21 protein-coding genes are annotated in these 24,153 nt (G+C 62.0%); 14 read left to right on the top strand and 7 right to left on the bottom strand.

Annotated features, from left to right (window positions below):
- From trbL to trbB, 6 genes are read right to left on the bottom strand one after another with little or no spacing between them, the layout of a single operon-like run.
- On the bottom strand, window positions 1-1,317 hold the full coding sequence (gene trbL, locus KUV46_15085) for a P-type conjugative transfer protein TrbL (protein QYJ00637.1): 1,317 nt from the start codon (window positions 1,315-1,317) through the stop codon (window positions 1-3).
- A gap of 6 nt (window positions 1,318-1,323) precedes the next feature.
- Window positions 1,324-2,043, bottom strand: coding sequence for a P-type conjugative transfer protein TrbJ (gene trbJ, locus KUV46_15080; protein ID QYJ00636.1), 720 nt, complete (start codon window positions 2,041-2,043; stop codon window positions 1,324-1,326).
- A 12-nt stretch (window positions 2,044-2,055) separates the two neighbouring features.
- Window positions 2,056-4,527, bottom strand: coding sequence for a conjugal transfer protein TrbE (locus KUV46_15075; GenBank protein QYJ00635.1), 2,472 nt, complete (start codon window positions 4,525-4,527; stop codon window positions 2,056-2,058).
- The gene (locus tag KUV46_15070) at window positions 4,521-4,775 is read right to left on the bottom strand and encodes a VirB3 family type IV secretion system protein (protein QYJ00634.1); all 255 of its coding nucleotides are present in this window, start codon (window positions 4,773-4,775) and stop codon (window positions 4,521-4,523) included. The genes KUV46_15075 and KUV46_15070 overlap by 7 nt, the downstream gene beginning before the upstream one ends.
- Window positions 4,775-5,110, bottom strand: coding sequence for a TrbC/VirB2 family protein (locus KUV46_15065; protein QYJ00633.1), 336 nt, complete (start codon window positions 5,108-5,110; stop codon window positions 4,775-4,777). Before KUV46_15065 ends, KUV46_15070 begins: the two co-directional genes overlap by 1 nt.
- Window positions 5,107-6,054 carry a P-type conjugative transfer ATPase TrbB gene (gene trbB, locus KUV46_15060; GenBank protein ID QYJ02427.1) on the bottom strand — a complete coding sequence of 316 codons (948 nt, stop codon included), beginning with the start codon at window positions 6,052-6,054 and terminating at the stop codon, window positions 5,107-5,109. Before trbB ends, KUV46_15065 begins: the two co-directional genes overlap by 4 nt.
- Window positions 6,055-6,368: 314 nt before the next feature.
- Here trbB and KUV46_15055 point away from each other — a divergent pair, with 314 nt between their 5' ends.
- The 3 genes from KUV46_15055 to KUV46_15045 all read left to right on the top strand — a co-directional run bounded on the left by KUV46_15055 (window position 6,369) and on the right by KUV46_15045 (window position 10,970).
- Window positions 6,369-7,217 (top strand): DUF2285 domain-containing protein, encoded by an 849-nt coding sequence (locus KUV46_15055; protein ID QYJ00632.1) that lies wholly within the window; start codon window positions 6,369-6,371, stop codon window positions 7,215-7,217.
- Window positions 7,218-7,575: 358 nt separating this feature from the next.
- The gene (locus KUV46_15050) at window positions 7,576-10,356 is read left to right on the top strand and encodes a lactate dehydrogenase (GenBank protein QYJ00631.1); all 2,781 of its coding nucleotides are present in this window, start codon (window positions 7,576-7,578) and stop codon (window positions 10,354-10,356) included.
- A complete protein-coding gene (locus KUV46_15045; GenBank protein ID QYJ00630.1) occupies window positions 10,353-10,970 on the top strand; it encodes a hypothetical protein in 618 nt (205 codons plus the stop codon). The genes KUV46_15050 and KUV46_15045 overlap by 4 nt, the downstream gene beginning before the upstream one ends.
- A 51-nt stretch (window positions 10,971-11,021) precedes the next feature.
- Here KUV46_15045 and KUV46_15040 read toward each other — a convergent pair whose 3' ends face one another.
- Entirely contained in the window at window positions 11,022-11,375 is a 354-nt protein-coding gene (locus KUV46_15040) for a hypothetical protein (GenBank protein QYJ00629.1), read from the bottom strand.
- Here KUV46_15040 and KUV46_15035 point away from each other — a divergent pair.
- From KUV46_15035 to KUV46_14985, 11 genes are all read left to right on the top strand, one after another.
- Window positions 11,338-13,425, top strand: coding sequence for a DEAD/DEAH box helicase family protein (locus KUV46_15035; GenBank protein ID QYJ00628.1), 2,088 nt, complete (start codon window positions 11,338-11,340; stop codon window positions 13,423-13,425). The two genes, KUV46_15040 and KUV46_15035, sit on opposite strands and share 38 nt — an antisense overlap.
- Window positions 13,418-14,599, top strand: coding sequence for a GIY-YIG nuclease family protein (locus KUV46_15030; GenBank protein QYJ00627.1), 1,182 nt, complete (start codon window positions 13,418-13,420; stop codon window positions 14,597-14,599). Before KUV46_15035 ends, KUV46_15030 begins: the two co-directional genes overlap by 8 nt.
- 237 nt (window positions 14,600-14,836) lie before the next feature.
- Window positions 14,837-15,403 carry an antirestriction protein ArdA gene (locus KUV46_15025; protein ID QYJ00626.1) on the top strand — a complete coding sequence of 189 codons (567 nt, stop codon included), beginning with the start codon at window positions 14,837-14,839 and terminating at the stop codon, window positions 15,401-15,403.
- 1 nt (window position 15,404) lies between these two features.
- Window positions 15,405-15,881: a hypothetical protein gene (locus tag KUV46_15020; GenBank protein QYJ00625.1), complete on the top strand. Its 477-nt coding sequence runs from the start codon at window positions 15,405-15,407 to the stop codon at window positions 15,879-15,881.
- 48 nt (window positions 15,882-15,929) lie between these two features.
- Window positions 15,930-17,702 carry a ParB/RepB/Spo0J family partition protein gene (locus tag KUV46_15015; GenBank protein ID QYJ00624.1) on the top strand — a complete coding sequence of 591 codons (1,773 nt, stop codon included), beginning with the start codon at window positions 15,930-15,932 and terminating at the stop codon, window positions 17,700-17,702.
- A 504-nt stretch (window positions 17,703-18,206) separates the two neighbouring features.
- On the top strand, window positions 18,207-18,530 hold the full coding sequence (locus KUV46_15010; protein ID QYJ00623.1) for a DUF736 domain-containing protein: 324 nt from the start codon (window positions 18,207-18,209) through the stop codon (window positions 18,528-18,530).
- Window positions 18,531-18,697: 167 nt separating this feature from the next.
- Entirely contained in the window at window positions 18,698-18,931 is a 234-nt protein-coding gene (locus KUV46_15005; GenBank protein QYJ00622.1) for a helix-turn-helix domain-containing protein, read from the top strand.
- Window positions 18,928-19,428 carry a S26 family signal peptidase gene (locus tag KUV46_15000; GenBank protein ID QYJ00621.1) on the top strand — a complete coding sequence of 167 codons (501 nt, stop codon included), beginning with the start codon at window positions 18,928-18,930 and terminating at the stop codon, window positions 19,426-19,428. The genes KUV46_15005 and KUV46_15000 overlap by 4 nt, the downstream gene beginning before the upstream one ends.
- A 218-nt stretch (window positions 19,429-19,646) precedes the next feature.
- Window positions 19,647-21,572 carry a DUF3363 domain-containing protein gene (locus KUV46_14995; GenBank protein QYJ00620.1) on the top strand — a complete coding sequence of 642 codons (1,926 nt, stop codon included), beginning with the start codon at window positions 19,647-19,649 and terminating at the stop codon, window positions 21,570-21,572.
- A gap of 114 nt (window positions 21,573-21,686) precedes the next feature.
- On the top strand, window positions 21,687-23,645 hold the full coding sequence (locus tag KUV46_14990) for a conjugal transfer protein TraG (protein QYJ00619.1): 1,959 nt from the start codon (window positions 21,687-21,689) through the stop codon (window positions 23,643-23,645).
- Window positions 23,646-23,649: 4 nt separating this feature from the next.
- Complete coding sequence (locus tag KUV46_14985) at window positions 23,650-24,024, top strand: hypothetical protein (protein QYJ00618.1); 375 nt, start codon at window positions 23,650-23,652, stop codon at window positions 24,022-24,024.
- Window positions 24,025-24,153 lie beyond the last annotated feature (129 nt).

Genomic DNA, 24,153 nt, shown 5'->3' with positions numbered 1-24,153 from the left:
CTAGTCGTCCTTGTCTTTGAGAGTGGGGTTTGCGCCGGACGCGCCGCGATCGCCGTCGCGGATCGAATGCGCGGCCATCTGACCAGCCTGGCCCATGCGCTGACTGGTCTGCATGCGCCGCGCCCAGCCGGGGCTTTGGGACGAGGATGATCCCGAGGCAGAGCTTTCCATGGAAGCGGTTTCAGACCCGCCCGTGGCGCGCCAGGCGCCCTGGCTGCCTCGGGCATAAGCCTCGCGCATCGATCGGGCGGGACGGCTTGCAGCGCGGCGCATCGCATCGCCGCCTGCGCGCGCGACACCGGCAAGACCTGCTGCCACACCTGCCGCGCCTGATGCACCGGAAGCGACCGACCCCAGCGTGTAGGAGGTGCGTGCTGCGCCGGCCATCGAGGCGCCCGCCTTGACGGCTGAAGACGCACCGCCCGCGACAGCGCCGAAGGCGGCGCGGCCCCCCATGCCGGCAACGTAAGTCCCGGCGGCCACACCGGCCGCAGCGCCTGCGGCTGAGCCTGCGCCAAGCTGCGGTGCGCCAGTGATGAGGCCGGAAGCGATGCCCGGCGCGAAGATGCCCATCCAGAAGAAGACGATGGCGGCGAGCACCGTGCCCATGACCTGAGCCAGCGTGACATCCTCGCCGGTGCGGAACGCGTCGGTCACGGATGAGAACAGCGTCGAGCCGATGCCGATGATAACGGCGAGCACCATGAGCTTGATGCCGGAGGTGATGACATTGCCGAGGACGCGCTCCGCAAGAAAGGTCGTCTTGTTCCAGAGCGCGAAGGGCACGAGCACGAACCCAGCCAGCGTCGTCAGCTTGAACTCCAGAATTGTGATGAACAGCTGAACGGCCAGAACGAAGAAGGCGACCATGATGATCGCCCAGGCGACGAACATGACCGCGATCATGATGAAGTTATGGAAGAAGGAAATCGGCCCCAGCATGTCGGAGATTTCTTCCAGCAGCGGCTGACCGGCATCGAGGCCGACACTGGCGATGAAGCCGGGGCGCAAGAGATCATCGGCGGTCATTGTGCCGCCGCCTGCGGTCACCCCAAGTTCGGCGAAGCTGTCGAAGACGATCCCGGCGAGGAGTGAGAAGTTGCCGATGATGAAAGCGAAGAAGCCGACATAGAGCACCTTCTTCAGCAGCCCGGCGATAATGTCGGTGTTCTGAGAGAGGGCCCAGAACAGGCCCGCCAGCGTGATGTCGATGGCGATGAGGGTGGTCGACAGGTATGCGACATCGCCCGCCAGCAGGCCGAACCCGCTGTCGATATAGGCGATGAAGGTCGCAAGGAAGGTGTCGATCACGTCCATGGGCCATCAATCTCCGAGGAAGGCCCGGGTGCGGGCGCGGCCACGTTCGGCCTCGACGAGCTGGCGGGCGCGCTCCAGCGCCTCGGCGCGGTAATGGGCCGCCATCATGGCTTCCATCTGCATAAGCTGTTCGGTCTGCAGCGCATCGATCTGGTTTCCGGCCTGGGCGACCTGGAGATTGCCGACGGCGGACTGGCTGTCCGCGATCAGCCGGTCGAGGCTTTCAGAATCCTCGCGCGCCGATGAGACGACTGAGGCTGTGACTTGCAGACTCTCGCGATAGGCTGTGCGGGACTGTAGCCAACGGGCGCGCGCTTCTTCGACGAGGACGGCCTGACGCGGCGGCTCGGCGCCATAGTCTTCCGGGTACACCTCTTCATACTCGTGCTCGATCTCCTCGACGCGGTAGCCGATGCCTTCGGCATCACGCATCAGATCATCGATGCGCCGCATACGGCGCAGGATATCATCGGCAATGGAGTCGGGCAGCGTTTCGAGATCGCGCGCCATGTTCTCCAGCATCTGGATCTCATGGGTGAGCTGCTGGATCTGCTGGTTGATTTGCTGCAGGGCGCGGATGGCCTGAAGGATGTTTTCAGCGTGATTGGCCGGATCGTAGACAATCCCTCCGCCGAACAGCTGGGCGCTGGCTGGCGGCGCGGTGAGGGCGCTCAGCGGCAGGGCCGCAATAGCGACAGAAGCAAAGAGGACGGCGGGACGTTTCATGGGGACAGGCTCCTATTCGGCGGCGAGAAATTTTGAGGGCTGGAAAGGCGCGTCTGCGCCAGGTTGGGGCGCATGGCCCGGCCATCGATCGAGAAGCTCTGCCGCCCAGGGCAGCGCCTTCTCGATCAGCCAGCAGGCCGCGAACCCGTCCCCTTCGGTCTCTGCCCAGATGCGGTCCATGCGGATCTGATCTTCAGGTGAGGATGCGCCACAGACAGAAAGTGTGATCGGTCCCAGACCGAGATCGAAGACGCGCGCACCGAGCGGGGACTGGTAGTAATAGTCGCGCTTGGGCGTGGCTCTTGATATCAGTTCGATCTGGCGCGCATTCAGGCCGAAGCGCTGATAGGTTTCGCAGGCCAGCGGTTCCTGCGCGCGTTCATTTGGCAGGAAGATACGCGTCGGGCAGGATTCCACCAAGGCTGGTGCGATCGACGAGTTCGCGATGTCAGCCAGGCTTTGGGTCGCGAACACGACGGACACGTTTTTCTTTCGCAGGGTCTTGAGCCATTCGCGGAGGCGCGCGGCAAACATCGGATCATCTAGAAAGAGCCAGGCTTCATCGAGGACGAGGAGCGTCGGTCTGCCGTCGAACCGCGCTTCGAGCCGGTGGAAGAGATAGGTGATCACGGGCGCCACAGCGCCCTTTGCATGCATCAGCGCTTCCATCTCGAAACAGACCGTGTCGGCGAGGGCTAGGCTTTCATGATCGGCATCGAGCAGCCGGCCATGCGGGCCTTCCAGCGTGAAAGGGTGCAGAGCGGATTTAAGGGTTTCGTCCTGCAGCATCAGCGTCAGGCCGGTCAGCGTGCGCTCGGTTTCAGGCGCTGAGCTGAGAGACTGGATCGCTTCCCAGAGCCGGGCTTTCAGGTCCGGCGTCATGGCGACGCCTTCATTGGCGCACAGGCCCGCGAGCCAGTCGGCGGCAAAGCTTGCGCCGTGTTCGGAGTCGATGTCCTTTAGGGGTTGCAGGCTTGGAGCTTTGGAGCTGCCGAGATCAACATGCCTGCCGCCCATGCAGAGCGTTGCGGCTCGGGCAGAGCGCCCCTTGTCGAATATGAAGACCTGAGCGCCCTCGTAACGCTTCCATTGCAGGGCGAGCAGCGAGAGCAGGACTGACTTGCCCGCGCCGGTCGGGCCGACCACCAGCGTATGGCCGACATCGCCAATGTGCAGGTTCAGCCGGAACGGTGTGGTGCCATCAGTCTGCGCCTGGATCAGCGCTGGGGCTTGCAGGTGCCGGTTGGTCTCTTCGCCCGCCCAGACTGCAGACAGCGGCACCATATGGGCAAGGTTCAGCGTGTGCAGGATCGGCTGGCGGACATTGGCGTATGGATGGCCGGGCAGGCTTCCGAGCCAGGCATCGACGGCGTTGAGCGTCTCACGGATCGCCGTGAAGCCGCGGCCAGTCACGATGCGCTCGGCGATCCGGATATGTTCGTCGACGGTGCGCCGGTCGGGATCTGCGACCGTGATGGTCGTGGTGACATAGCCGTAGGAGACAAGGTCGGCGCCAAGTTCCTGAAGGGCGGCATCGGCATCACCGGCCTTGTTGTCAGCGTCATTGTCGACGAGCGCGGCCTGTTCATTGAACATGGTCTCGCGCAGCACCGCGCCGATGGATTTACGTTTGGCGAACCAGTGACGGCGCTTCTTGCCCAGAACCTTCTCGGCTTCGGCCTTGTCCATGGCGATGAACCGTGTCGCCCAGCGATAGGCAAAGCCCTGCCGGTTCAGCTCATCGAGTATGCCGGGCAGGGTTGAGGCCGGGAATCCGAGAATGGTCAGGGTGCGGAGGTGCGCCTCGCCGATCATCGGCTCAAGGCCGCCCGCGAAGGGCTCGTCGGCCAGCACCGCGTCAAGAAAGACGGGGAGCTCGGGCGTGACAACCGGATGGCGCTTCGTCGAGATGGTCGAGTGCAGGTAGATCAGCGTCTCATCGTCTGAGAGCTTTGCGATTTCGGCGAGACAGGTGGAGAGAAGGTCAAAGACTCTGTCCGTTTGTTGCTGGAACGTTTCCAGCCGGTGGCGCCAGGTCGCGGCGTCTTCTGTCTCGGCGCGCTGGATCAGCGCCTTCTCCGCGCGGCCCGTGGCGTCCGCCGGCGGCAACCACAAAAGGGTGAGGTAATAGGCGCTCTCAAAGCGGGCGCCGGATTCCTCAGCCTGTAGCGCGCGTTCCTGATCGATCAGCCAGGAGAGCGCGTCGGGAAACTCCGCTTCCGGATAGTCATGCACTTCATTACGCTGCGCCTCGAAGAACAGCGCCCAGCCCGAGCCGAACCGGCGCAGCACATTGTTGACCCGCGCCATGACGGAGACGAGTTCTTCCTCGGTCGAGCTTTCAAGGTCAGGGCCGCGATAGCGGAACGTGGTCTGGAACGAGCCGTCCTTGTTGAGGACGACGCCCGGCGCGACGAGACAGGCCCAGGGAAGATAGTCTGCGAGCAGTTTTGGTGTGTCTGCGTATTCCTTGAGGTTCAGCATGTCAGATGCTCCTTGTGGCGTGTTGAACGGCTCGCAACGGCCATGAAATCCGGATCGCTTCGCGCCACGAACACTGCCGCCGAATGCCCGACCGCCCAAATGACGAGGCCCGGTATCCAGAGCTGGAGGCCAAGGCCGATCGCTGCGGCGAGCGTCCCGATGGCGATGGCGGCCGTGCGCGGCGCGCCTGCCATCAGGATCGGCTCGGTCAGCGAGCGGTGGAGCGGGATTTCGTAGCCTTCTGCCATCACACCAGCGCTCCGCCGCCGAACGAGAAAAAAGTCAGGAAGAAGCTGGTCGCGGCGAAGGCAATGGACAGGCCGAAAACGATCTGGATCAGCTTGCGCATGCCGCCACTGGTCTCACCAAAAGCGAGGGTCAGGCCGGTGATCGTTATGATAATGACCGCCACAATCCGGGCGACCGGGCCCTCGATCGAGGTCAGGATCTGATCGAGCGGGCCTTCCCAGGGCATGCCGGAGCCTGCGGCGTGGGCCGGACCCGCGATCATCAAGCCGAGACCGATACAGGCCGCGACCTGGACCGTTCGGTTCACGGTCTGGAGGTGTTTGTAGAGCGTCATGGGAGTTCTCCGTGTTGGACGAGTGAGAGAGATCGGGAGACGAGCGGCTGGGTCTGGTAGCCCTCCTCGCCAAAGCCGGTGACGCGGAGCGCCTCTTCAACGCGGCGCTGACCGCCCGCGCGACTCATGAAGACGACAACGTCGATCGCTTCTGCAATGAGGTCGAAGGGCGCGCGGGGCGTCGCCTCCAGCGTCAACTGTTCAAGGCGGGTAAGTGCACCGTGGGCGGAGTTGGCATGCAGCGTGGTGATCCCGCCCGGATGGCCGGTGTTCCAGGCCTTCAGGAGATCGAGCGCTTCAGCACCGCGTACCTCGCCGACAATGATCCGGTCGGGGCGCAAGCGCAGAGTCGAGCGGACAAGGTCCTGCAGGCTGGTGCTGCCGCGATGCGTGCGAAGCTGGACCACATTGGGCGCGGCGCAGCGAAGTTCGCGCGTATCCTCCAGAATGAGGATGCGGTCGTCATGGAGCGAAGGTTCGGCAAGAAGCGCGTTCGTGAAGGTCGTCTTGCCGGATGACGTGCCGCCGGCGATCAGAATGTTCGCATGGTTCGCAATCGCGTCCTGGAGTGCGGCAGCCAGTGCAGGGGCGAGCGCGCCTTGATCGACATAGTCGCCCAGCTCGAACGGCGTCGTCGCGGGCTTGCGGATCGAAAAGCAGGGCGCGGTCGAGACAGGTGGAAGAAGCCCCTCAAACCGCTCGCCACTGCCGGGGAGTTCGGCAGAGACGATTGGGGAGTTGCGGCTGGCAGCTTCTCCCACCCCGGACGCCACGAGCCGGATGACGCGCTCGCGGTCTGAAGGGGCAAGAGTGTGATCGGACACGATGAGCCCGATCCCGGCCGTCTCGATCCAGACAGAGCCGTCCGGATTGGCCATGATCTCGATCGTATCGGGCGCTTCCAGCGCCTCGCGCACCACCGGGCAGAAGGCCGTGCGCAGCATCGCTGTGCGGCGGGTTTCGGTCTCCAGGTGGTGCGAGGGAGGTGACATGGAACGGGGCCTTTCGTGGACCCCTCAATCATCCCAGCAGCACCGCTGCCGCATCAGTTCGAATGCGAGCCAATGAAAGCAAAACGCAGCAGGCTCCCGCAAACCTCTGCAAGGCGCGAAATAAATAGACACGCAAAGGCTGAACCCATCCGGAGCGAATCCAGTCCGATTGGATGCGCCATTATCCTTAAGTTGGGCGCGTGCCGAATGAATCGCGCAAAAGTGGAACGAATTTTGCTCTTTCGTCTGCAAGTGGAGGAAAGAGCATGAAGACCTTTGCGCTTGAAACCAATGCGGAAACAGCCGCTTACGACTATCTCTCGCATCTTTCAGCGGACCGCTGGGCCTGGGAATATGTTCGCCGCAATGATGATTTTCGCGATGACGCGGCGACTCGCAAAGTCGACGACATTTCTGAAAAGAAGGCCGATTGCGCCGACATCCGCATCCTGCGTTCGCGCGTGCCGCAGACCCTTGCCGAGCGCTGGGGCCTCATCTTCATGCCGGACCCCGATCTCAACGGCTTCGAGGCCGACGCCGTCTGGAGCCACTATGTCTTTCCTGACCAGGTCGAGGTGAACTGCACACCGCGCAAGCCGGGGCAGGGATGTGACATCTGGGATCGAACCGTGCCTCATTGCGACATCACGCACATCACCGACAGGGCGGGCCGGGAATATCTCCTGCTTCGAGGAAATGACTGCGTCGTGCAGGTGCGCTGCACGGGCATGTCGCTGCTTAGCCTCGAGCCCGTACGCATGAAGCTGCAGATTTCGGACATGGTCGCCTATGAGCGCAAGCTGAAGCTCCAGAAGGAAGCCTTCCGGCTTTACGGAAGAGGACCGAACACATCGGCGGCACGCTGGACGAAGACGACCCAGATCTTGCGCAATGGCGTCATCGCGCTTGATTGCCTGAAGGCCGGCATGAGCCAGCGGGAGATCGCCGCACTGCTCCACGGGCCGAAGGCGGTCGCGGAGGAGTGGGGCGTCGATGGCAGTTCGCTGCGCGCATCCGTGCGCTATGTCATCTCTAAGGCTCAGGGCTTGCGCGACGGCGGGTATCTGATGGAGCTTCTCGGTGCGCGCCTGGGCGGGGATCGTCAGGCGGCCTGAGTCATTTGCGGCCTGCCCGCGCCAGTGGCGCGGGACTGTTCGCCCGGCTGGATAGCTTCTCTCTGAGGCTCAAGGCGGTCCGGGCCCATCGCCGACCTTCGCCCGGCGCTCACCCCGGAGCCGCGGGGCCGTCATGCGCCGACCGGCCCGGCGAGGCTCAATGAGGGTCCGGATGTTCGTCTTGAGAACGTGGTTCTGGGTCTCGCCGGCTGGCCGCGCGCCCGCGCTTCCCACTGGCTGGCGCCAGAGGGGTCACGGGCGCTGACTTGCGGGCGTCGATCAAGCCGACGTGCCCCGAATCGCTTCATTTAATGGTCTATCTGCGCTTAAAGACCTGTTTGAGGTCTGAAACTGATTCATGAACGCCGTTGAGATTGAAGAAGCCATATCTGAACTTGCTTCTGCACCCTTTGATGCAGAAGAGTTTCCGCGTGCTTTCCTTGAAGCCTTCAACAACAAGCCGACGACGGTAAAGCGCCTGCTGGCGAGCGCAGCGAAAAATTCCGACGTTGAGGGCGGCGTCCTTCAGTACAAGAATATCCATCTCGCCGTTGCCGAGCCGGGCAAGGTGAACGCGAAGCTCGCGGAACTCCGTGCCAGCCCGAAAACGACGACAGGAAAAGTCCGCTTCATTCTGGCGACCGATGGCCAGACACTTGAGGCCGAAGACCTTGTCGAAGGCGACATCCGCGTTTGCGACTACCGCGACTTCCCGAACCATTTCGGTTTCTTTCTTCCGCTCGCAGGCATCACGACCGTCAAAGCGATCAAGAATAACCCGATCGATATCCAGGCGACCGGGCGTCTCAATCGCCTCTATGTCGAACTTCTGAAGGGAAATCCTGACTGGGCTACGGATGAACGCCGTCACGACCTCAATCAGTTCATGGCGCGGCTGATCTTCTGCTTCTTCGCGGAAGATACGGGCATCTTTCTCGGGGAGAACCTGTTCACCCGCACGCTCGAACAGATGAGCGATCGCGACAACGCGCACGACATTATCTCTGAGCTGTTTCGCGCCATGGACATCCCGAACAGGGAACGTGCCGGGGCGGGCCTCAGGCCTTGGGCAGATGCGTTTCCTTATGTGAATGGCGGCCTGTTTGCCGGATCGAACGAAGTGCCGCGGTTCTCCAGGATTGCCCGCAGCTATCTTCTGCATGCCGGGAGCCTCGATTGGAAGTCGATCAACCCCGACATTTTCGGGTCGATGATCCAGGCCGTCGCCGAGGATGAAGAGCGCGGCGAGCTCGGCATGCACTACACCAGCGTGCCGAACATCCTGAAAGTGCTGAACCCGCTCTTTCTGGATGATCTGCGCGCGCAGCTTGAGGAGGCTGGCGACAATCCCCGCAAACTCCTCAATCTGCGCAAGCGGCTGGGGCGCATCCGCGTTTTCGACCCGGCCTGTGGCTCAGGCAATTTCCTCGTCATCGCCTACAAGGAGATGCGCGCGATCGAGGCGGAAATCCTCTCGCGCCGCCTGAAGGTTCTGAGCGCAGACTCAAAGGATCGCGAAGACCTGCGCAGCGTCATCCCGCTGAAGAATTTCTACGGGATCGAGATCAAGGACTTTGCCTGCGAGATCGCACGGTTATCGCTGCTGATTGCCGAGTATCAGTGCGACGTCGATGCCATGGGCCAGGAACGCGCAGGCGAGATCGTCCTGCCGCTAAAGGAAACGGGGCGGATCAAGCACGGCAATGCGTTGCGGCTCGATTGGCTGGAGGTTTGCCCGCCGCCGGAACAGGCGTCAGCGGTCGAGGAGGACCTAGCGGGGCCGACGGGACGGCTGGCTCTGGAGCCGGGCGATGGCGGGGATTGGGAGACGTATATTTGCGGGAATCCGCCTTACTTGGGCTCGACTTGGCAATCCAAACAGCAAAAGGACGAGATCAAAAATGTCGTCGCCGGGCGTATGAATTCTCCGGGCTTTCTCGACTATGTATCAGGCTGGTTTCTGAAAGCGGCGGCCTATATCGAGAAAACGCCGACAGTTGCCGCCTTTGTGACTACGAACTCGATTTGCCAAGGTCAGTCGGTTCCTCTGCTTTGGCCAATGCTTTTCGCTTCTGGTTGCGAAATACGGTTTGCTCATACGTCTTTCAAATGGACTAACCTCGCAAGCAATAATGCCGGTGTAACGGTCGCTATTGTCGGAATAGCCAGGATCAGCGGCTCTTCGAAATCAATCTATGAAGATGATGGAAGCGGTCGCACAACAAGGCGACAGGGTACTGGAATTTCTCCGTACCTTACGCTTGGCACCGAAGTGGTCGTGACAAAGACGCGGCAACCAATTTCGGATATCGCTGAGATGGAATTCGGCAACAAGCCAACAGATGGGGGCCACCTACTGCTTGATCGAAGTGAAATACCGTCATTGTCGCTGAGCGATCAACAGAGGGCGAAATTCATTCGTCGAATTTTTGGCTCCGGAGATTTCATAGGTCATGGTTTTCGTCATTGCGTATGGATCAATGACAATGACTTGGAGGAAGCTCTGAAAATACCTTCGCTCCGGACGCGTATCGAAGCCGTGCGTGACGTACGGCTTGCGAGCCGCGACAAGGGAGCCAATGCGCTTGCGGCCCGCGCTCACCAACTGAAGTTGATGCGGATTGGGGACGTGCAGACTATCGTCGTACCGGGAGTGTCGTCTGAGCGCCGCGAGTATCTGCCTGCCGGACTTGTAGACAATAAAACAACGCTCACAAACCTAGCCTTTGGTCTTTACGACGCGCCGATCTGGAATTTGGCCTTGGTCGTCTCCAAACTTCATCTCGTTTGGATCGCAACGGTCTGCGGCAAAATGAAAACCGATTTCCGCTACTCCAACACCCTCGGCTGGAACACTTTTCCGGTCCCGGCGCTGACGGAGAAAAACAAGGCTGATCTGACCCGCTGCGCCGAGGACATCCTGCTGGCGCGGGAGCATTACTTCCCCGCGACCATTGCCGACATGTATGACCCCGACCGCATGGACGAGGAATTCCCCCTCGTGCGCGAGGCCCATGAACGCAATGACGAAACGCTTGAGCGCATCTATATCGGCCGCCGCTTCAGGAACGACACAGAACGCCTCGAAAAGCTATTTGATCTCTACACGAAAATGACAGCGGCGGAGGACGCCGCATGATCGAACTGACAGATCTCATAGTCGCCGGAATTGGCCTCGCAGGTGTCCTGCTTGGTAGCCTTATCGCCGTTTCGAAGGACGCATGGGCGTCTTCTCGGCAACGTCGCCGCGACGGGTCGTACGCGGCGATTCGGTTGGCCTGCCTGCTCGACGAATACGCAGACAAGTGCATCGATGTCGTTCAGGATGACGGCACCGCTTATGGTCAGCCTGCTGGGCGCACAAGTGACGGCCAGGAATATCTTCAGGCACAAGTCGCAACACCTGGTCCGCCGGACTACCCCGACGATATCGCTTGGCGCAGTCTCGACGAAAAGCTGATGCACCGGATCCTGGCACTCCCGAACATGGCGCGAAGCACGGACCGCCATATCGACGCGGCCAGCGATTATGCTCATCCACCTGATTTTGATGAGGTGTTTGAGGCGAGGCAACAAGGCTATGCGCGCATCGGTCTTGAATCACTGGAAATTGCGTCAGCGTTGCGAAAGCGGTTCGAAATCGAGTCCGTTGGTCGTGTTTCGAATAATCCTGACTGGAATCCAGAGGCCTGCTTTCGAGAAACTCTGCAGAAGTTTGAGGCGCGCCGGAAGTCGATGGAGGACGCAGCATGACCAATGTTCTTGCTTTGTGCCGCGACTCGCTTCAAGAACGGAATTCTATAGCTAGGAGTCCCGATCCATGCCCCGCAACACTGAAAGAACAGGGAAGTCGGCTGCCAGCGCAGCGTCCAAAACCCTACGCAGCTCCTCTGCATCAAGATCTGCAAAGTCTGCTGCAGGTTCAGCGCTGGCCCAATCAAAGACGTCGAAAGTCAGCTCGGCCAAAGCGGCATCGACAGCAGCAAAGACGCTGCAGTCAAAGTCTGCCAGCAAGGCGGCGAAATCTGCTGCGGCGTCGACACTCACACAACGACCGAACCGCAAGGGCAAATAGTCAAGCCTATTGGCGGCGGCCCGTACTTCAAAAGGGCACATCGCCATGACCGCACCTCGTAACGTCCCTTCCGTCTCGGTCACCTACAAGCGCACCGGCGCGACGAACAAGTCGAACGAGCTCGGCATGCGGCCGATGCAGGAGCGTGCCTATGAGCGGCGCGGTGAGCAATATCTGCTCATCAAGTCGCCACCGGCCTCGGGCAAGAGCCGGGCGCTGATGTTCATCGCCCTGGACAAGCTGCACAATCAGGGACTGTCCCAGGCCATCATCGTTGTGCCGGAGCGGTCGATTGGCGCGAGCTTCAACAATGAGCCGCTGACCAGATGGGGCTTCTGGGCGGACTGGGAAGTCAGGCCGCAATGGAACCTCTGCAATGCGCCGGGGGCGGATGACATCCGCGTCGCGAAGTCCAAGGTTAAGTCTGTCGGTGCTTTTCTGGCGAGCGGTGATCCGGTTCTGGTCTGCACCCATGCGACCTTCCGCTTTGCGGTCGAGGAGCTGGGGATCGAGGCGTTCGACAATCGCCTGATCGCCGTGGATGAATTCCATCACGTCTCGGCCGATGATGACAATGTGCTGGGGTCGCAGCTGAAGGCCTTCATCGCACGCGACAAGGTGCATCTCGTCGCCATGACGGGGTCGTACTTCCGCGGCGATGCTGTGCCGGTCCTGATGCCGGAAGACGAGGCGCGCTTCGCGACCGTCACCTATACCTATTACGAGCAACTCAACGGCTATGAGCATCTGAAGGCGCTCGATATCGGCTACTTTTTCTACAATGGTCCGTATGTGGATGACATCGCCAAGGTGCTCGATCCGGACCAGAAGACCATCGTCCACATCCCGAACGTCAATTCGCGTGAAAGCACACAGCGCGGCAAGACGACCGAGGTGAGCGAGATCATGCATGCGCTCGGTGAGTGGCAGGGAAAGGACTCAGCCACGGGCTTTGACCTTGTGCGCCGTCCCGACGGCCGTGTCTTGCGTATTGCCGATCTCGTCGATGACGGACCTGAGCGGCATTCATTGGTGGTCGCGGCGTTGAAGGACCCGGCGCAGAAGAACAATCGTGACCATGTCGATATCATCATCGCCCTCGGCATGGCCAAGGAGGGCTTTGACTGGATCTGGTGCGAACACGCTTTGACGGTCGGCTATCGCTCCAGCCTCACCGAGATCATCCAGATCATCGGGCGTGCGACGCGCGACGCGCCCGGCAAGGAACGCGCGCGCTTCACCAACCTGATCGCCGAGCCCGACGCCTCGGAAGACAAGGTCACCGAAGCGGTCAATGACACCCTCAAGGCCATCGCGGCCAGCCTTCTCATGGAACAGGTGCTCGCTCCGAAGTTCAATTTCGTCCCCAAGGGCGCTGGCGAGGACACGGACTTCGACTATGGCGAGGAAGGTTACGACGCGTCCCGTACGAATGTCGGGTTCAATGAGGAGCGCGGTGAGTTCCAGATCGAGATCAAGGGCCTCGTGCAGCCTGAATCCGAGGAAGCAACCCGCATCTGCCAGGAAGACCTGAACGAGGTCATCACCGCCTTCGTCCAGGACAAGAAAGTACTCGAAACCGGCCTGTTCGACGGTGACCATGCCGGCGGCGATACGCCCGCAGAGGAACTCACCCTGGTGCGTATGGGGAAGATCGTCAGAGATCGCTATCCTGAGCTGTCAGAAACCGACCACGAAGCGATCCGCCAGCGCGCGGTTGCCGCGCTCGCCCTGACGCAGGAGGCGGCCAAGGAGGCTGCAAAAGCCGCAGCCAATGGCGGCGACGGAACCAAGGCCAATACCGCGCTGATCGATGGCATCCGGAAGATCGCGATGGATGTGCGTGATCTCGATATCGATCTCATCGACCGGATCAATCCTTTCGGGGCTGCTTACGCTATCCTCGCCAAGGCGATGAGTGAAGACAGCCTCAAACAGGTCGCGGCTGTTATTGCGGGCAAAAAAATCGCGCTCACCGAGGAAGAAGCCATGATGCTTGCCGAGCGTGCTAAAGCCTTCCTGCAGGAGCGTAACCGTCTGCCGTCGCTAACATCAAACGACCCTTGGGAACGCCGGATGGCTGAGGGTATCGAGTACCTCAAGAGAAAAGTGAAGGCGGCGCGTGATGCCTGAAAAGACCGCTGAAGAACTGCTCGCCGAACTCGGTGTCGAAATCGATGAACCAAAAGCCGCAGCCCGCTCGCAGCAGGAAGAGCGGATCATTGCGGGCTTTGAAGACATCCAGCGCTTCTTTCAAGAACATGGGCGCGCGCCACAGCACGCTGAAAATGGCGACATATTCGAGCGGATGTATGCGGTTCGGCTCGACCGCTTGAAGGCACTTCCTGAGGCACGGTCTGTGCTCGAGCCCATCGATCATCAAGAGCTGTTGGGGGACGCGGCACCCGCCCCCCAGACCAATGCGACCGACCCGGAAGCCTTGCTGGCAGAACTCGGCGTAGACGCCGACGCCACCAACGATGTCACCACACTCAAACACGTCCGGCCCACGGCTGAACGCAAAGCTGCAGAAGAAATAGCCAATCGCACACCGTGCAAGGATTTCGACAAGTTCCGTCCCCTGTTTGAGAGCGTGAAGCAGGATCTCGATGATGGGATACGTCAGACCCGCGCGTTTGAACTCAAATCCGAAATCGAGCCAGGACGCTTCTTTATCGTTGGAGGCCAGATCGCCTATGTCGCCGATAAAGGTGATGAGTTTACGCAGGAATATGGTGATCGAGATGCCCGCCTCCGGGTGATCTATGGCAACGCCACCGAGAGCAATGTCCTGATGCGGTCTCTCCAGCGGGCCCTGAATAAGGATGATGCAGGACGACGCATCACCGATCCAACGGCAGGGCCGCTCTTTTCAGACAAGGCCGGCGAGGACGATACGGAAAGCGGGACGATCTATGTTCTGCGCAGTCACTCATCCGATGCGCGGATCGCGGAAAATCGCGATCTGATCCACAAGCTGGGCGTGACCGGCGGCAAGGTCGAGACCCGCATCGCCAATGCGGCAAACGACGCAACATATCTTCTCGCAGATGTTGAAATCGTCGCGACCTATGAGCTTTTCAACATTAATCGCGTCAGGCTTGAAGCGCTCTTGCACCGGTTCTTCTCGGAAGCACGGCTGGATATCGAAATTTTAGACCGGTTCGGCAAACCTGTGCGCCCACGGGAATGGTATCTCGTGCCCCTGGATGTCATCGACGCTGTCGTGAAGGCTATTCAGGACGGCACTATCAGTACCCTGAAATACGATCCTGGTTCCGCCGCTCTGATCCAGCGGAACCGGTAAGGGCACCCCAGCCTCTCTCCGCCTCAATATCTGTTCCCATCAGTCAGGTGGGCGGACGGTGCGTCTGCCAGAGCGCGGTCGCCGCGCAAGGGGGCGGGACTTTGTCATCTTTGATCGTGTTTAGGCGTCATACCTACAGCTGCCCCTTGCGCGGAGCCCTTTTGCGCTCCGGCTGAGCACCTCCTCGCCGCCCACCCGACTGTCGGGAAAAGAACGCGGGCGGGGAAGGAGACTGACATGACTGACCAACTCGCCACCACTGCACCGCTTGCAGCCACCGCTGCACCCGCGCGAGCCGATAGACCGCGCATCTACGTGGCCTGCCTTGCAGCCTACAATAATGGCTGCCTGCACGGCCGGTGGATCACCGCGACCACCCCTGACGAGATCATGGAACAGGTGCGCGCCATGCTGGCGGCATCGCCGGAGCCGGACGCCGAGGAATGGGCGATCCACGATTATGAGGGCTTCGAAGGTGCAAACCTGTCCGAATACGCCTCATTCGAGACAGTGTGCGAGCTTGCGGACTTCATCGAGGAGCATGGCGAGCTTGGCGCGAAACTGCTGAGCCATTTCGGCGAAGACCTCGCTGAGGCGCGCGCCGCCTTCGACGAATACGCTGGCGAACACCGCAGCGCGGCAGACTTCGCCGAGAGCCTGCACGAGGACACCGGAACGCAGATTCCCGAAAGCCTTCGCTATTACATCGACTGGCAGGCGCTGGCCCGCGACATGGCGCTAAATGGCGAGATCATGGTGTTCCAGACGGGCTTTGACGAAGTCCATGTGTTCTGGAGCCGCTGACATGCCGTTCACGGAACGCTTCCAACCCTTCGTTTGTGAGGGCGACAGCATCAGCTGCGAGGTTGCAGGCTTCGAGATCATCGCGCGGATTGTGCGCGATGATTGCCCCGATGCACCAGACGAGCGCCAAGACGGATTCTGGCCATCGCTCTACAAGGACGCGCCGGGATTTATCGGCCCCGGCCCAAATCATCGCCAGCGTTTCGCCGAGGCGCAGGCCAAGGCCGAAGCCGTCATGGAGGCATGGCGAAAGGATGAATGGTTCTATTGCGGGATCGTTCTGTCCGTCGCGTTGGAAGGCGTCACGCTGGACGCCCATGCCGCCAGCCTTTGGGGCATCGAAGCCAACTATCCGGATGGCGATAACGCCTATCTGACCGAGGTCGCGCAGGAGCTTCTGCCCGAGGCGCTGCACGCAGGCCGCACCGCCGCCCGCCGCGTTTGCGCGGCGCTGGAAACCAGCGGGGCGCGCGCCTGACGGCGCGCCCCCAATCCACAAGCCAATCAATCAAGAAGGAGCCAGATCATGGCCCAGCCCATTCTCAAAACCGTCCCCCTGTCCGAGCTTCGGATTTCCAAACTCAACATGCGCCACAGCCGCAAGAAGCCCGACGTGTCCGACATCTTGCCGTCAATCCGTGAGGCAGGAATCCGGCAGACACTTCTGGTCCGCAAGGAAGGCGATCACTACGGCGTCGTCGCCGGACGGCGCCGCTACTTCGCCCTGAAAGAGATCGAGAAGGAGACCGGCGAGACCCAGCATGTGCCTTGCGCGATCATGACCGAGGAAGATGCCGCGAGCGCCATCGCGGCCTCCGTCATCGAGAATGTCGGACGCTTGCCAGCCTCGGAAATGGAGCAGTACACGGCCTTCAAACGCCTGCACGATGAAGGGCGCAGCGTGGACGAGATCGCTGCCTTCTTCGGCGTGACTGAGTTGCTTGTGCGACGGGTTCTGGCGCTGGCCTCGCTCGCTGAACCTATTCGCAAACTCTACGCCGAGGACGAGATCGACCGCGAGACGATCCGCGCCCTGACGCTTGCGACTGACGAGCAGCAGGCCGAATGGCTGCAGCTCTATGAAAGCGAGGACGAACGCGCGCCACGTGGCCGAAACTGCAAGGCATGGATCACAGGCGGGGCGGTCATCACCACCGACAAGGCGCTGTTCGAGCTTGAGGGCTTTGACGGCCAGATCACTGCAGACCTGTTTGGTGAGCATGGCGTCTTCGCAGATCCGGACGCCTTCTGGAAGGCGCAGTCCGCTGCCATCGTGCAGCGTATTGACGATTATATCGCCGATGGCTGGAAGGACGTGGTCTGCCTTGAGCGCGGGGCGTTCTTCCACCGCTGGGATCATCAGACGCGCACAAAGAGACAAGGCGGCAAGGTCTATGTCGAGCTCCGCCATGACGGCACGGTGACCTTCCACGAGGGCTATATCTCACAGGCCGAGGCGCGGCGGCAGGAGAAGGCGAAGTCCGGTCAAGACGATGCGCCGAACGCGCCCGTCAAACCGGAAATGTCCGGCCCGCTGGCCGAATACATACTCCTGCATCGCCATGGCGCAGCGGCGGCAAGCCTTGCCGCGCAGCCCGCCATCGCGCTGCGCCTGATGGTGGCCCATGCGATGACGGGCAGCGCGCTCTGGCAAGTCCGCGCCCATGAATGCGCCAGCCGGAAGGACGACACACGTGCCAGCCTTGAAGGCTCGAAAGCCACCGCCGAACTGGAGGAAAAACGCGCCCGTATCTCGTCTTTGTTCGAGGCGTTGGGCGTGAATGGCGAGGCGCGGCGCAATGGCGACGCCTACCGGCTTTGCGAAATCTTCGCCGCCTTGCTCGCCATGTCGGACGAGGAAGTCATGGAGGTTCTGGCCTTCACCATGGCGGAGACGCTGGAAGCAGGCGGGACGGTGGTCGAGGCCGTACTGCATGTCTGCGGGACGGATTTGGCTGCTTACTGGAAGCCAGACGCAGCCTTCTTCGACCTCTTACGCGATAAGCGGGCCATCAATGCGATGGTCGCTGACATCGGCTCGAAATCGCTCGCGGACAGCTGCGCTGGCGACACCGCCAAGGTCCAGAAGCAGGTCATCGGCAACCGGATCACCGGCAACGGATGCGAGCCCAATCCCGACTGGCGTCCGGGCTGGACGCAGACCCCGCCGACCCGACTTGTCGAGGGTGCAGGCTCACCGCCCGCCGATTCATGGGCGCGGATATCGGGTCTGTTCGAGGAGCGTGAAGACATTGATGGGGCCGCGACGCAAGCCTTCGATCAGCCAGACGCCGCCTGACGATTCAGTCTCCTTGTCAGGTGGATGATGGAGCCGCCCGGTGACCTTCGCCGGGCGGTTTTCCGCGTGCTGATGGCTGCTGCGGGGGCTGAGGTTTATCGATTGAACCGCGCCCTAAAAAAATCGCCCATCTTTGGGTCCCGCTTGGCTTTCCGAACTATCGGTCATCGATGGTTCATCCGTTTCCAACTGATGCGCTCCGACCCCCTTGTTCCCGTCTCATGCCGTGTGACCTGGACGACGCCTGACGGGCCCTGAAACCGGCCCTTGCGAAGAATTTTCCCCGCCGCTTTGCGGCTCCTCGCGGATCAAAATTCTTCTCCGGGCCGGTGCTCCACTTCGTTTCGCCCCGCCTCGCGGCTCGCCCGAAAAGTGGAAGCCACTTTTCGGATAAGCGAGCGCGCAAGAGACCGGGTTCAGGCCCGTCCTGCGCCGTCCTGACGGTCCGGCGTCGACGGGGACAAGGGGTCCCCCAAGACACATGGAAACGAAAGGAACCACACCATGGCCAACGCACTCGGATATGTCAGCGAAACCAAGACCGGCTTCGAAGGCGCTCTTGCAATGATGAACCTCTCGGCTGCCATCCGCATCGAGAAGAATGCGGAGAAAGCCGCCGACGGACAGCCAGACTATCGCATCTTTGCCGGAGAAACCTCGACCGAGATCGGCGGCGGATGGCTTCGCAAGGCCAAGGCATCGGGACGCGAATATGTCTCGATCACGCTGGCAGACCCGCAAATCGGCCCGCGCAAGATCTACGCGAACCTCGCCCCCGTGAAAGGCAAAAAGGGCCGCCACGTGATCCTCTGGAACCCACGGGACTAGGGGGGCGATCCATCGCCAGCGAGCCGCTCCGGAGATCACTCCGGGGCGGCTTTTGCGTGTTCAGGAAGGGGGGGGAGAAAATGCGCGGGCGCGATTTTCTCCGTCCAAACCGGCGCAGTTCGCGGCAAGTCTTTGCCAAGCCAGCAGAACGAAAAGGAGCGGCTGCAATGACACGAAACAGACGGAATGACGATGACTGGCCCGAGCTTCTCTCCGTCACAGAGGCGGCGGAATTCCTGCGCCTGACACGCTCGACGCTCGATCACTATCGTTGTGAAGGGCGCGGCCCGATCTATCGCAAGCATGGCGCACGGGTCTTCTATCCGAAGCCTGAACTCATCGCCTGGTCGGAGCGCAATGCCTATGCCTCCACCTCCGAGAAGATCAGGACATCGAAATGAGACGCCGCGCACTTTTCCTGACCGGTGCAGGCATTGGCCTTGCGCTGTTCGGGCTCGCTTTTTCTCCCACAGATCGCCTGATCTGGAACCGGACGGGCAGCGCGCCGCAAGGGCTTTACTGGCTGAGCGACGAGCCATTCACCCGTGGCCGATGGGTCGTCGTCTCGAGCCAAAGCGCTGAAGCGCAGTGGGCTGAGGAGCAGGGATTTGTCGGCCGGGACTGGCCTTTGCTGAAGCAGATTGCCGGGTTTCCCGGCGATGAAATCTGCCGGAACGGCGGCGCGGTTTCGATCAATGGAAGGATTGTCGCTGAAGCGCGGGAGGTCGATTCCAGAGGCCGCGCGCTGCCAGTCTGGCGGGGCTGCAAGGTCCTGGGGCCGCATGAATTCTTCCTGCTGACGCCGCATCCGGACTCCTTGGACGGGCGCTATTTCGGGGCCATGGAACGCAGCGATCTCATGGGCGTGGCGATCCCGCTCCTGATCTCGGATGAGTGAGGGGACTGCACGGCCATGCAAAGCGATACAAGGCGGTGCAGCGGGAGGATAAGCGGACCCGGTAGGGCGAGATTAAAGCAGTGGCACCACATGCCACCTAACGCCTTGTCTGCACATCTCTTTTTTGGAACCCTTTGCACAGCATTGCGGTGCGCAGGATTTGCTCAGTCCTATGAATTCCTTGTGCTTTTTCAGGTGCACAGTGTCGGAGCGCGCCGTTGAGCGAGGAGACGCCCTTCACCCCGCGCCTCGGACGGATCGGCGACCAGGGCAGAGGTTCGGGACGGCGGGCTGCACGCAAGCTGCGCAGGGCGATTGCAAAACTGCCCAAGGCGACACGGCCCGCCTTCACAGGCGCACGCTCTGGCGCCGGGCGGGCATTTGGCACGAGAGGACCGAGGACCGGTCGTCTGGCGCGGATGCACATGCGCCGCGTCGTGGTGAAGGTTCATATCGCGCGCGGCGGGCGCTCCGGGCCAGGCCTTTACCGCGCCCATCTTAGCTATCTCCAGCGCGACGGCGTCGACCGGGATGGCGAAGGTGGCGTTCTTTATGATCGCGACAGTGACAGCGTCGATGCGCGCGGGTTTCTGGAACGCAGCGAGCAGGACCGCCACCAGTTCCGCATCATCGTCTCGCCTGAGGACGGTGCGCGCCTTGGCGACCTCAAGGAGCCGACGCGCGAACTCATGGCCCGGATGGAACGCGATCTCGGACGGCGGCTCGACTGGGTCGCGGTCGATCATCACAATACCGGCCACCCCCATACGCATATCGTCATTCGCGGGCGCGATGCGCGCATGCGCGATGTGGTCATTGCCCGAGACTATCTGATGAACGGCCTGCGCCAGACGGCAGAAGACCTCGTCACCCGGCGGCTCGGACCAAGGCGGCCGCTGGAGATTGCGCAGGCGCGCGGCAAGGAAGTCATCCAGGATCGCTGGACCGGTCTCGACCGGGAGATCGACGCGGGGCTCGAGGGCAGGCGCATCGCGCTTGGCGAGGCAAGCGGCAGTGGCGCGCGGTTCGAACGGGACCTGAAACTGCAGCGGCTGCGGCATCTGGAATCCCTTGGCCTTGCGACGCGGCGCGATGAGCGGGCTTTCGAGATGAAGACCGGCTGGCAGGACAAGCTGAAACGCGAAGGCCGGCGGGGCGACATCATCCGCACGCTCGCGGCTGACTTTACCCGGCAGGGAAGAACGATTTCCTTCATCGAGGAGCTGAAGCCCGAGACTGACCGGATCCGGGGGCTTGTGAAGGCCTATGGTCCCGAGGATGAGCTGCGCGACACGCGCTTTCTTCTGGTCGAGGATTTTGAGGGTCGGGTCTGGCATGTCCCGGGAGGCGCAGTCGATATGGCGGCGCCGCCAGCCAAAGGCGCAGTGGTGGAACTCAGGCGTGCAAGCGCCATGGCCCGTGCCTCCGACCGGGACATCGCCGCAGTGGCGGACGCGGCGGGCGGCGTCTGGTCGGAGGAGCTACATGGGCACCACGATCCGGGCTCGAAACCGGATTACCGTCTCTCCCTGAAACGCAGGCTCGAAGCCCTTCGCCGCGCCGGGATCGGCGCGCGGCTTGCCACCGGTGAATGGCACATCGGTGAAGACTTCCTGGAGCGGGCGGCGGCGCATGCGGCGCAGCGCGCAGGCGGGGTCCGGCTTGCGGTCCTGTCCTGGGCGCCGCTGGACAAGCAGGTCACGCTGACCGCCGAGACCTGGCTCGACAGGGCGACTGAAGAGGACGCGCCGCTCGCTTCGGCCATTGGCAGGCTTCGGGCGCAGCGACAGGCCTGGCTGCGTCAACAAGGTTATCTCGGCGAGGGGCAGGACCGGTTGTCGGACGATCAGCGTGCACGCCTTCGGGTCATGGAGCTGACACGCGCCAGCGCCGCGATTGCGGCGCGCTCGAACCGCGAGGCGCTGACACTGCAGCCGGGCGATCGGATTGAAGGGCGGCTCGAAGGCCATGTCGATCTCGGGGCCGGGCGCATGGCGATTGTGGGCAATGCGACAGAGTTCACCCTCGTGCCCTGGCGCGATGCGCTCGGCCGCCAGATCGGCCGCGAGCTGAGCATCCAGCGCACCGCGCGGGGCGTATCCTGGAGCCTTGGAATGGAGCGGTCGCGGGGCCTGTCGCGCTGAGACGCTGCACGCCTTTGCAGCGAGTTGCAAGTATTGGCCCGCAATGCGGCTCGGCGCGCGCACAGGAGGGCGGTCATTCTGGGCGCACTGATCATACCTACGGAAGGACCCGCCATGACCGGCACGAAAATCCTCATCGGCCAGATCGCGGTGGTGTTCGCTCTCATCATCGGTGCGCTCTGGCTCGCCACGCAGATGACGGCGGCGGCGCTCGGCTATCAGGCTGCGCTCGGTGCGCCCTGGTTCTATGCGGGAGAGACGCCTGTCTACAAACCCTGGCGGCTCTTCCAATGGTGGTACGCCTATGAGGCCTATGCGCCGGAAGTGTTTGCGCGTGGCGGTTTGGTCGCAGTGTCCGGCACCGGGCTCGGCATTCTGGCGGCGATTGTCGGCTCGGTCCTGCGCAGCCGGCATGAGCGAAATGTCACGACCTATGGGTCGGCGCGCTGGGCAGGCCTTGCAGACCTGAAACGAGCCGGGCTTCTGGGATCGGACGGCGTGTTTCTCGGGCGATGGCGCAGCAAGTATCTCCGCCATGCAGGGCCCGAACATGTCATGGCCTTTGCGCCGACGCGATCCGGCAAGGGCGTGGGGCTGGTTGTACCGACGCTCCTCTCCTGGACCGGAAGTGCAATCATTCACGACATCAAGGGTGAGAACTGGGACCTCACCTCCGGCTGGCGTGCGCGGTTCTCGCGCTGTGTCCGGTTCGATCCGACGGACCGGAGCAGCCCGCGCTACAATCCCCTGATGGCGGTCAGGCGGGGCGAGCACGAGGTGCGCGACGTCCAGAACATCGCCGATATTCTGGTCGACCCGGAAGGCTCGCTCGAACGCCGCAATCACTGGGAAAAGACAGGCCATGCGCTGCTGGTCGGCGTCATTCTGCATGTGCTCTATGCCGAAACCGACAAGACGTTGTGCGGATGCGTGCGGTTCCTGTCCGATCCGAAGCGCCCCTTCACCGTGACACTGCGCGCCATGATGACGACGCCGCATCTGGGTGAGAAGGGCGTGCATCCGATCGTGGCGCAGGCCGCGCGGGAGCTACTGAACAAGTCGGAGAATGAGCGCTCTGGCGTCCTGTCCACCGCGATGAGCTTCCTGTCGCTCTACCGCGATCCGGTCATCGCAGAAGTGACCGGCCGCTCGGACTGGCGCATCGAGGATCTGGTCGGGGCAGGGGAGCCCCTGTCGCTCTATCTCGTTGTTCCGCCTTCTGACCTGTCGCGGACAAAGCCGTTGATCCGGCTGATCCTCAACCAGATCGGACGCAGGCTGACAGAGGAACTTCCGGGCAAGGAACAGCGGCGGCTCCTGCTTATGCTGGATGAGTTCCCGGCGCTCGGGCGGCTCGACTTCTTCGAGAGCGCGCTCGCCTTCATGGCAGGCTATGGCATCCGCGCCTATCTCATCGCCCAGTCGCTGAACCAGATCGAGAAGGCCTACGGTCCGAACAATTCGATCCTCGACAACTGTCATGTGCGCATCGCCTTTGCGACCAATGATGAGCGCACGGCAAGGCGTGTGTCGGATGCGCTCGGCACGACGACGGAACTTCGCTCCCAGAAGAACTATACCGGCCACCGGCTTGCCCCCTGGCTCTCTCACATGATGGTCTCGCGCCAGGAAACCCAGCGGGCGCTGGTCACGCCCGGCGAGGTCATGCAGCTCGCATCGACCGATGAGATCGTAATGGTGTCGGGCGCGCCGCCGGTTCTGGCGAAAAAGCTGCGCTATTTCGAGGACCGGAACTTTACCCGGCGGGTCTTGCCCGCCGCTGCCGTCGAATGGCGTTGGGATCGGGCGCCGGAGAACTGGACAGGGAAGGTTGCGGCGCCGGTCGCTGCGGATTTGGGTGAGCAGCACGCCGAGACGGACGGCCTGTCTCTGAAACTCACGCAAGAACCCGAGCATGAGCTCGAGGCAGAGCCGGCACCCTTGGTCCCCGAACCCGATGTGTCTGCAGACATTGAGGAGGCTGCGGATCCCTCCGACGACCGCATCCTGGAAACAGTCCGGCGCGCGGTCGCCGCCGATCGCGGTGATCCTGATTTTCTGCCGGAGTTCTGATCCCATGGGCAAGCCACGCGTGAACATACGGATTTCGACCAAGCTCTATGCCCAGCTCTGCGAGGCGGCGGACAGGCCAGGCGCGACCAAGACGGCTATCGTGGAGGACGCACTCAGGGCCTGGTTCGATCCCGAAGCGCGGACGGTTCTGGAAGAGCGGCTGATGGCAAGGGTGGATGCCTTCGACCGGCGGCAGGCCGAGATCGAGCGCGATGTCGCCTACACCTATGAGACGCTCGCCCACTATATCTATTATTGGCTCACGCGCACCGAACCGATCCCGGAAGGCGAGCGCGATATCGCCCACGCGCTCGGCCAGAAACGGTTCGATCACTTCATCGGACAGGTTGCTCGGAAGATCGGAGAAGCAGCCAAGTAGCGATTGGTGTGGTCTCAGCTGCACAATGGATGCTCACGAAGTGGGAGACTTCCCCGAACTCACATTCACCGCTTCTATGAACTCCGGATCAACAGGCTTGGTTCGGCGCCGATCCGCCCCGCGGCGCCA

The organism is Thalassovita mediterranea, assembly GCA_019448215.1.
Taxonomy (GTDB): domain Bacteria; phylum Pseudomonadota; class Alphaproteobacteria; order Caulobacterales; family Hyphomonadaceae; genus Henriciella.
This window is presented reverse-complemented; position numbering and strand designations above follow the sequence as displayed.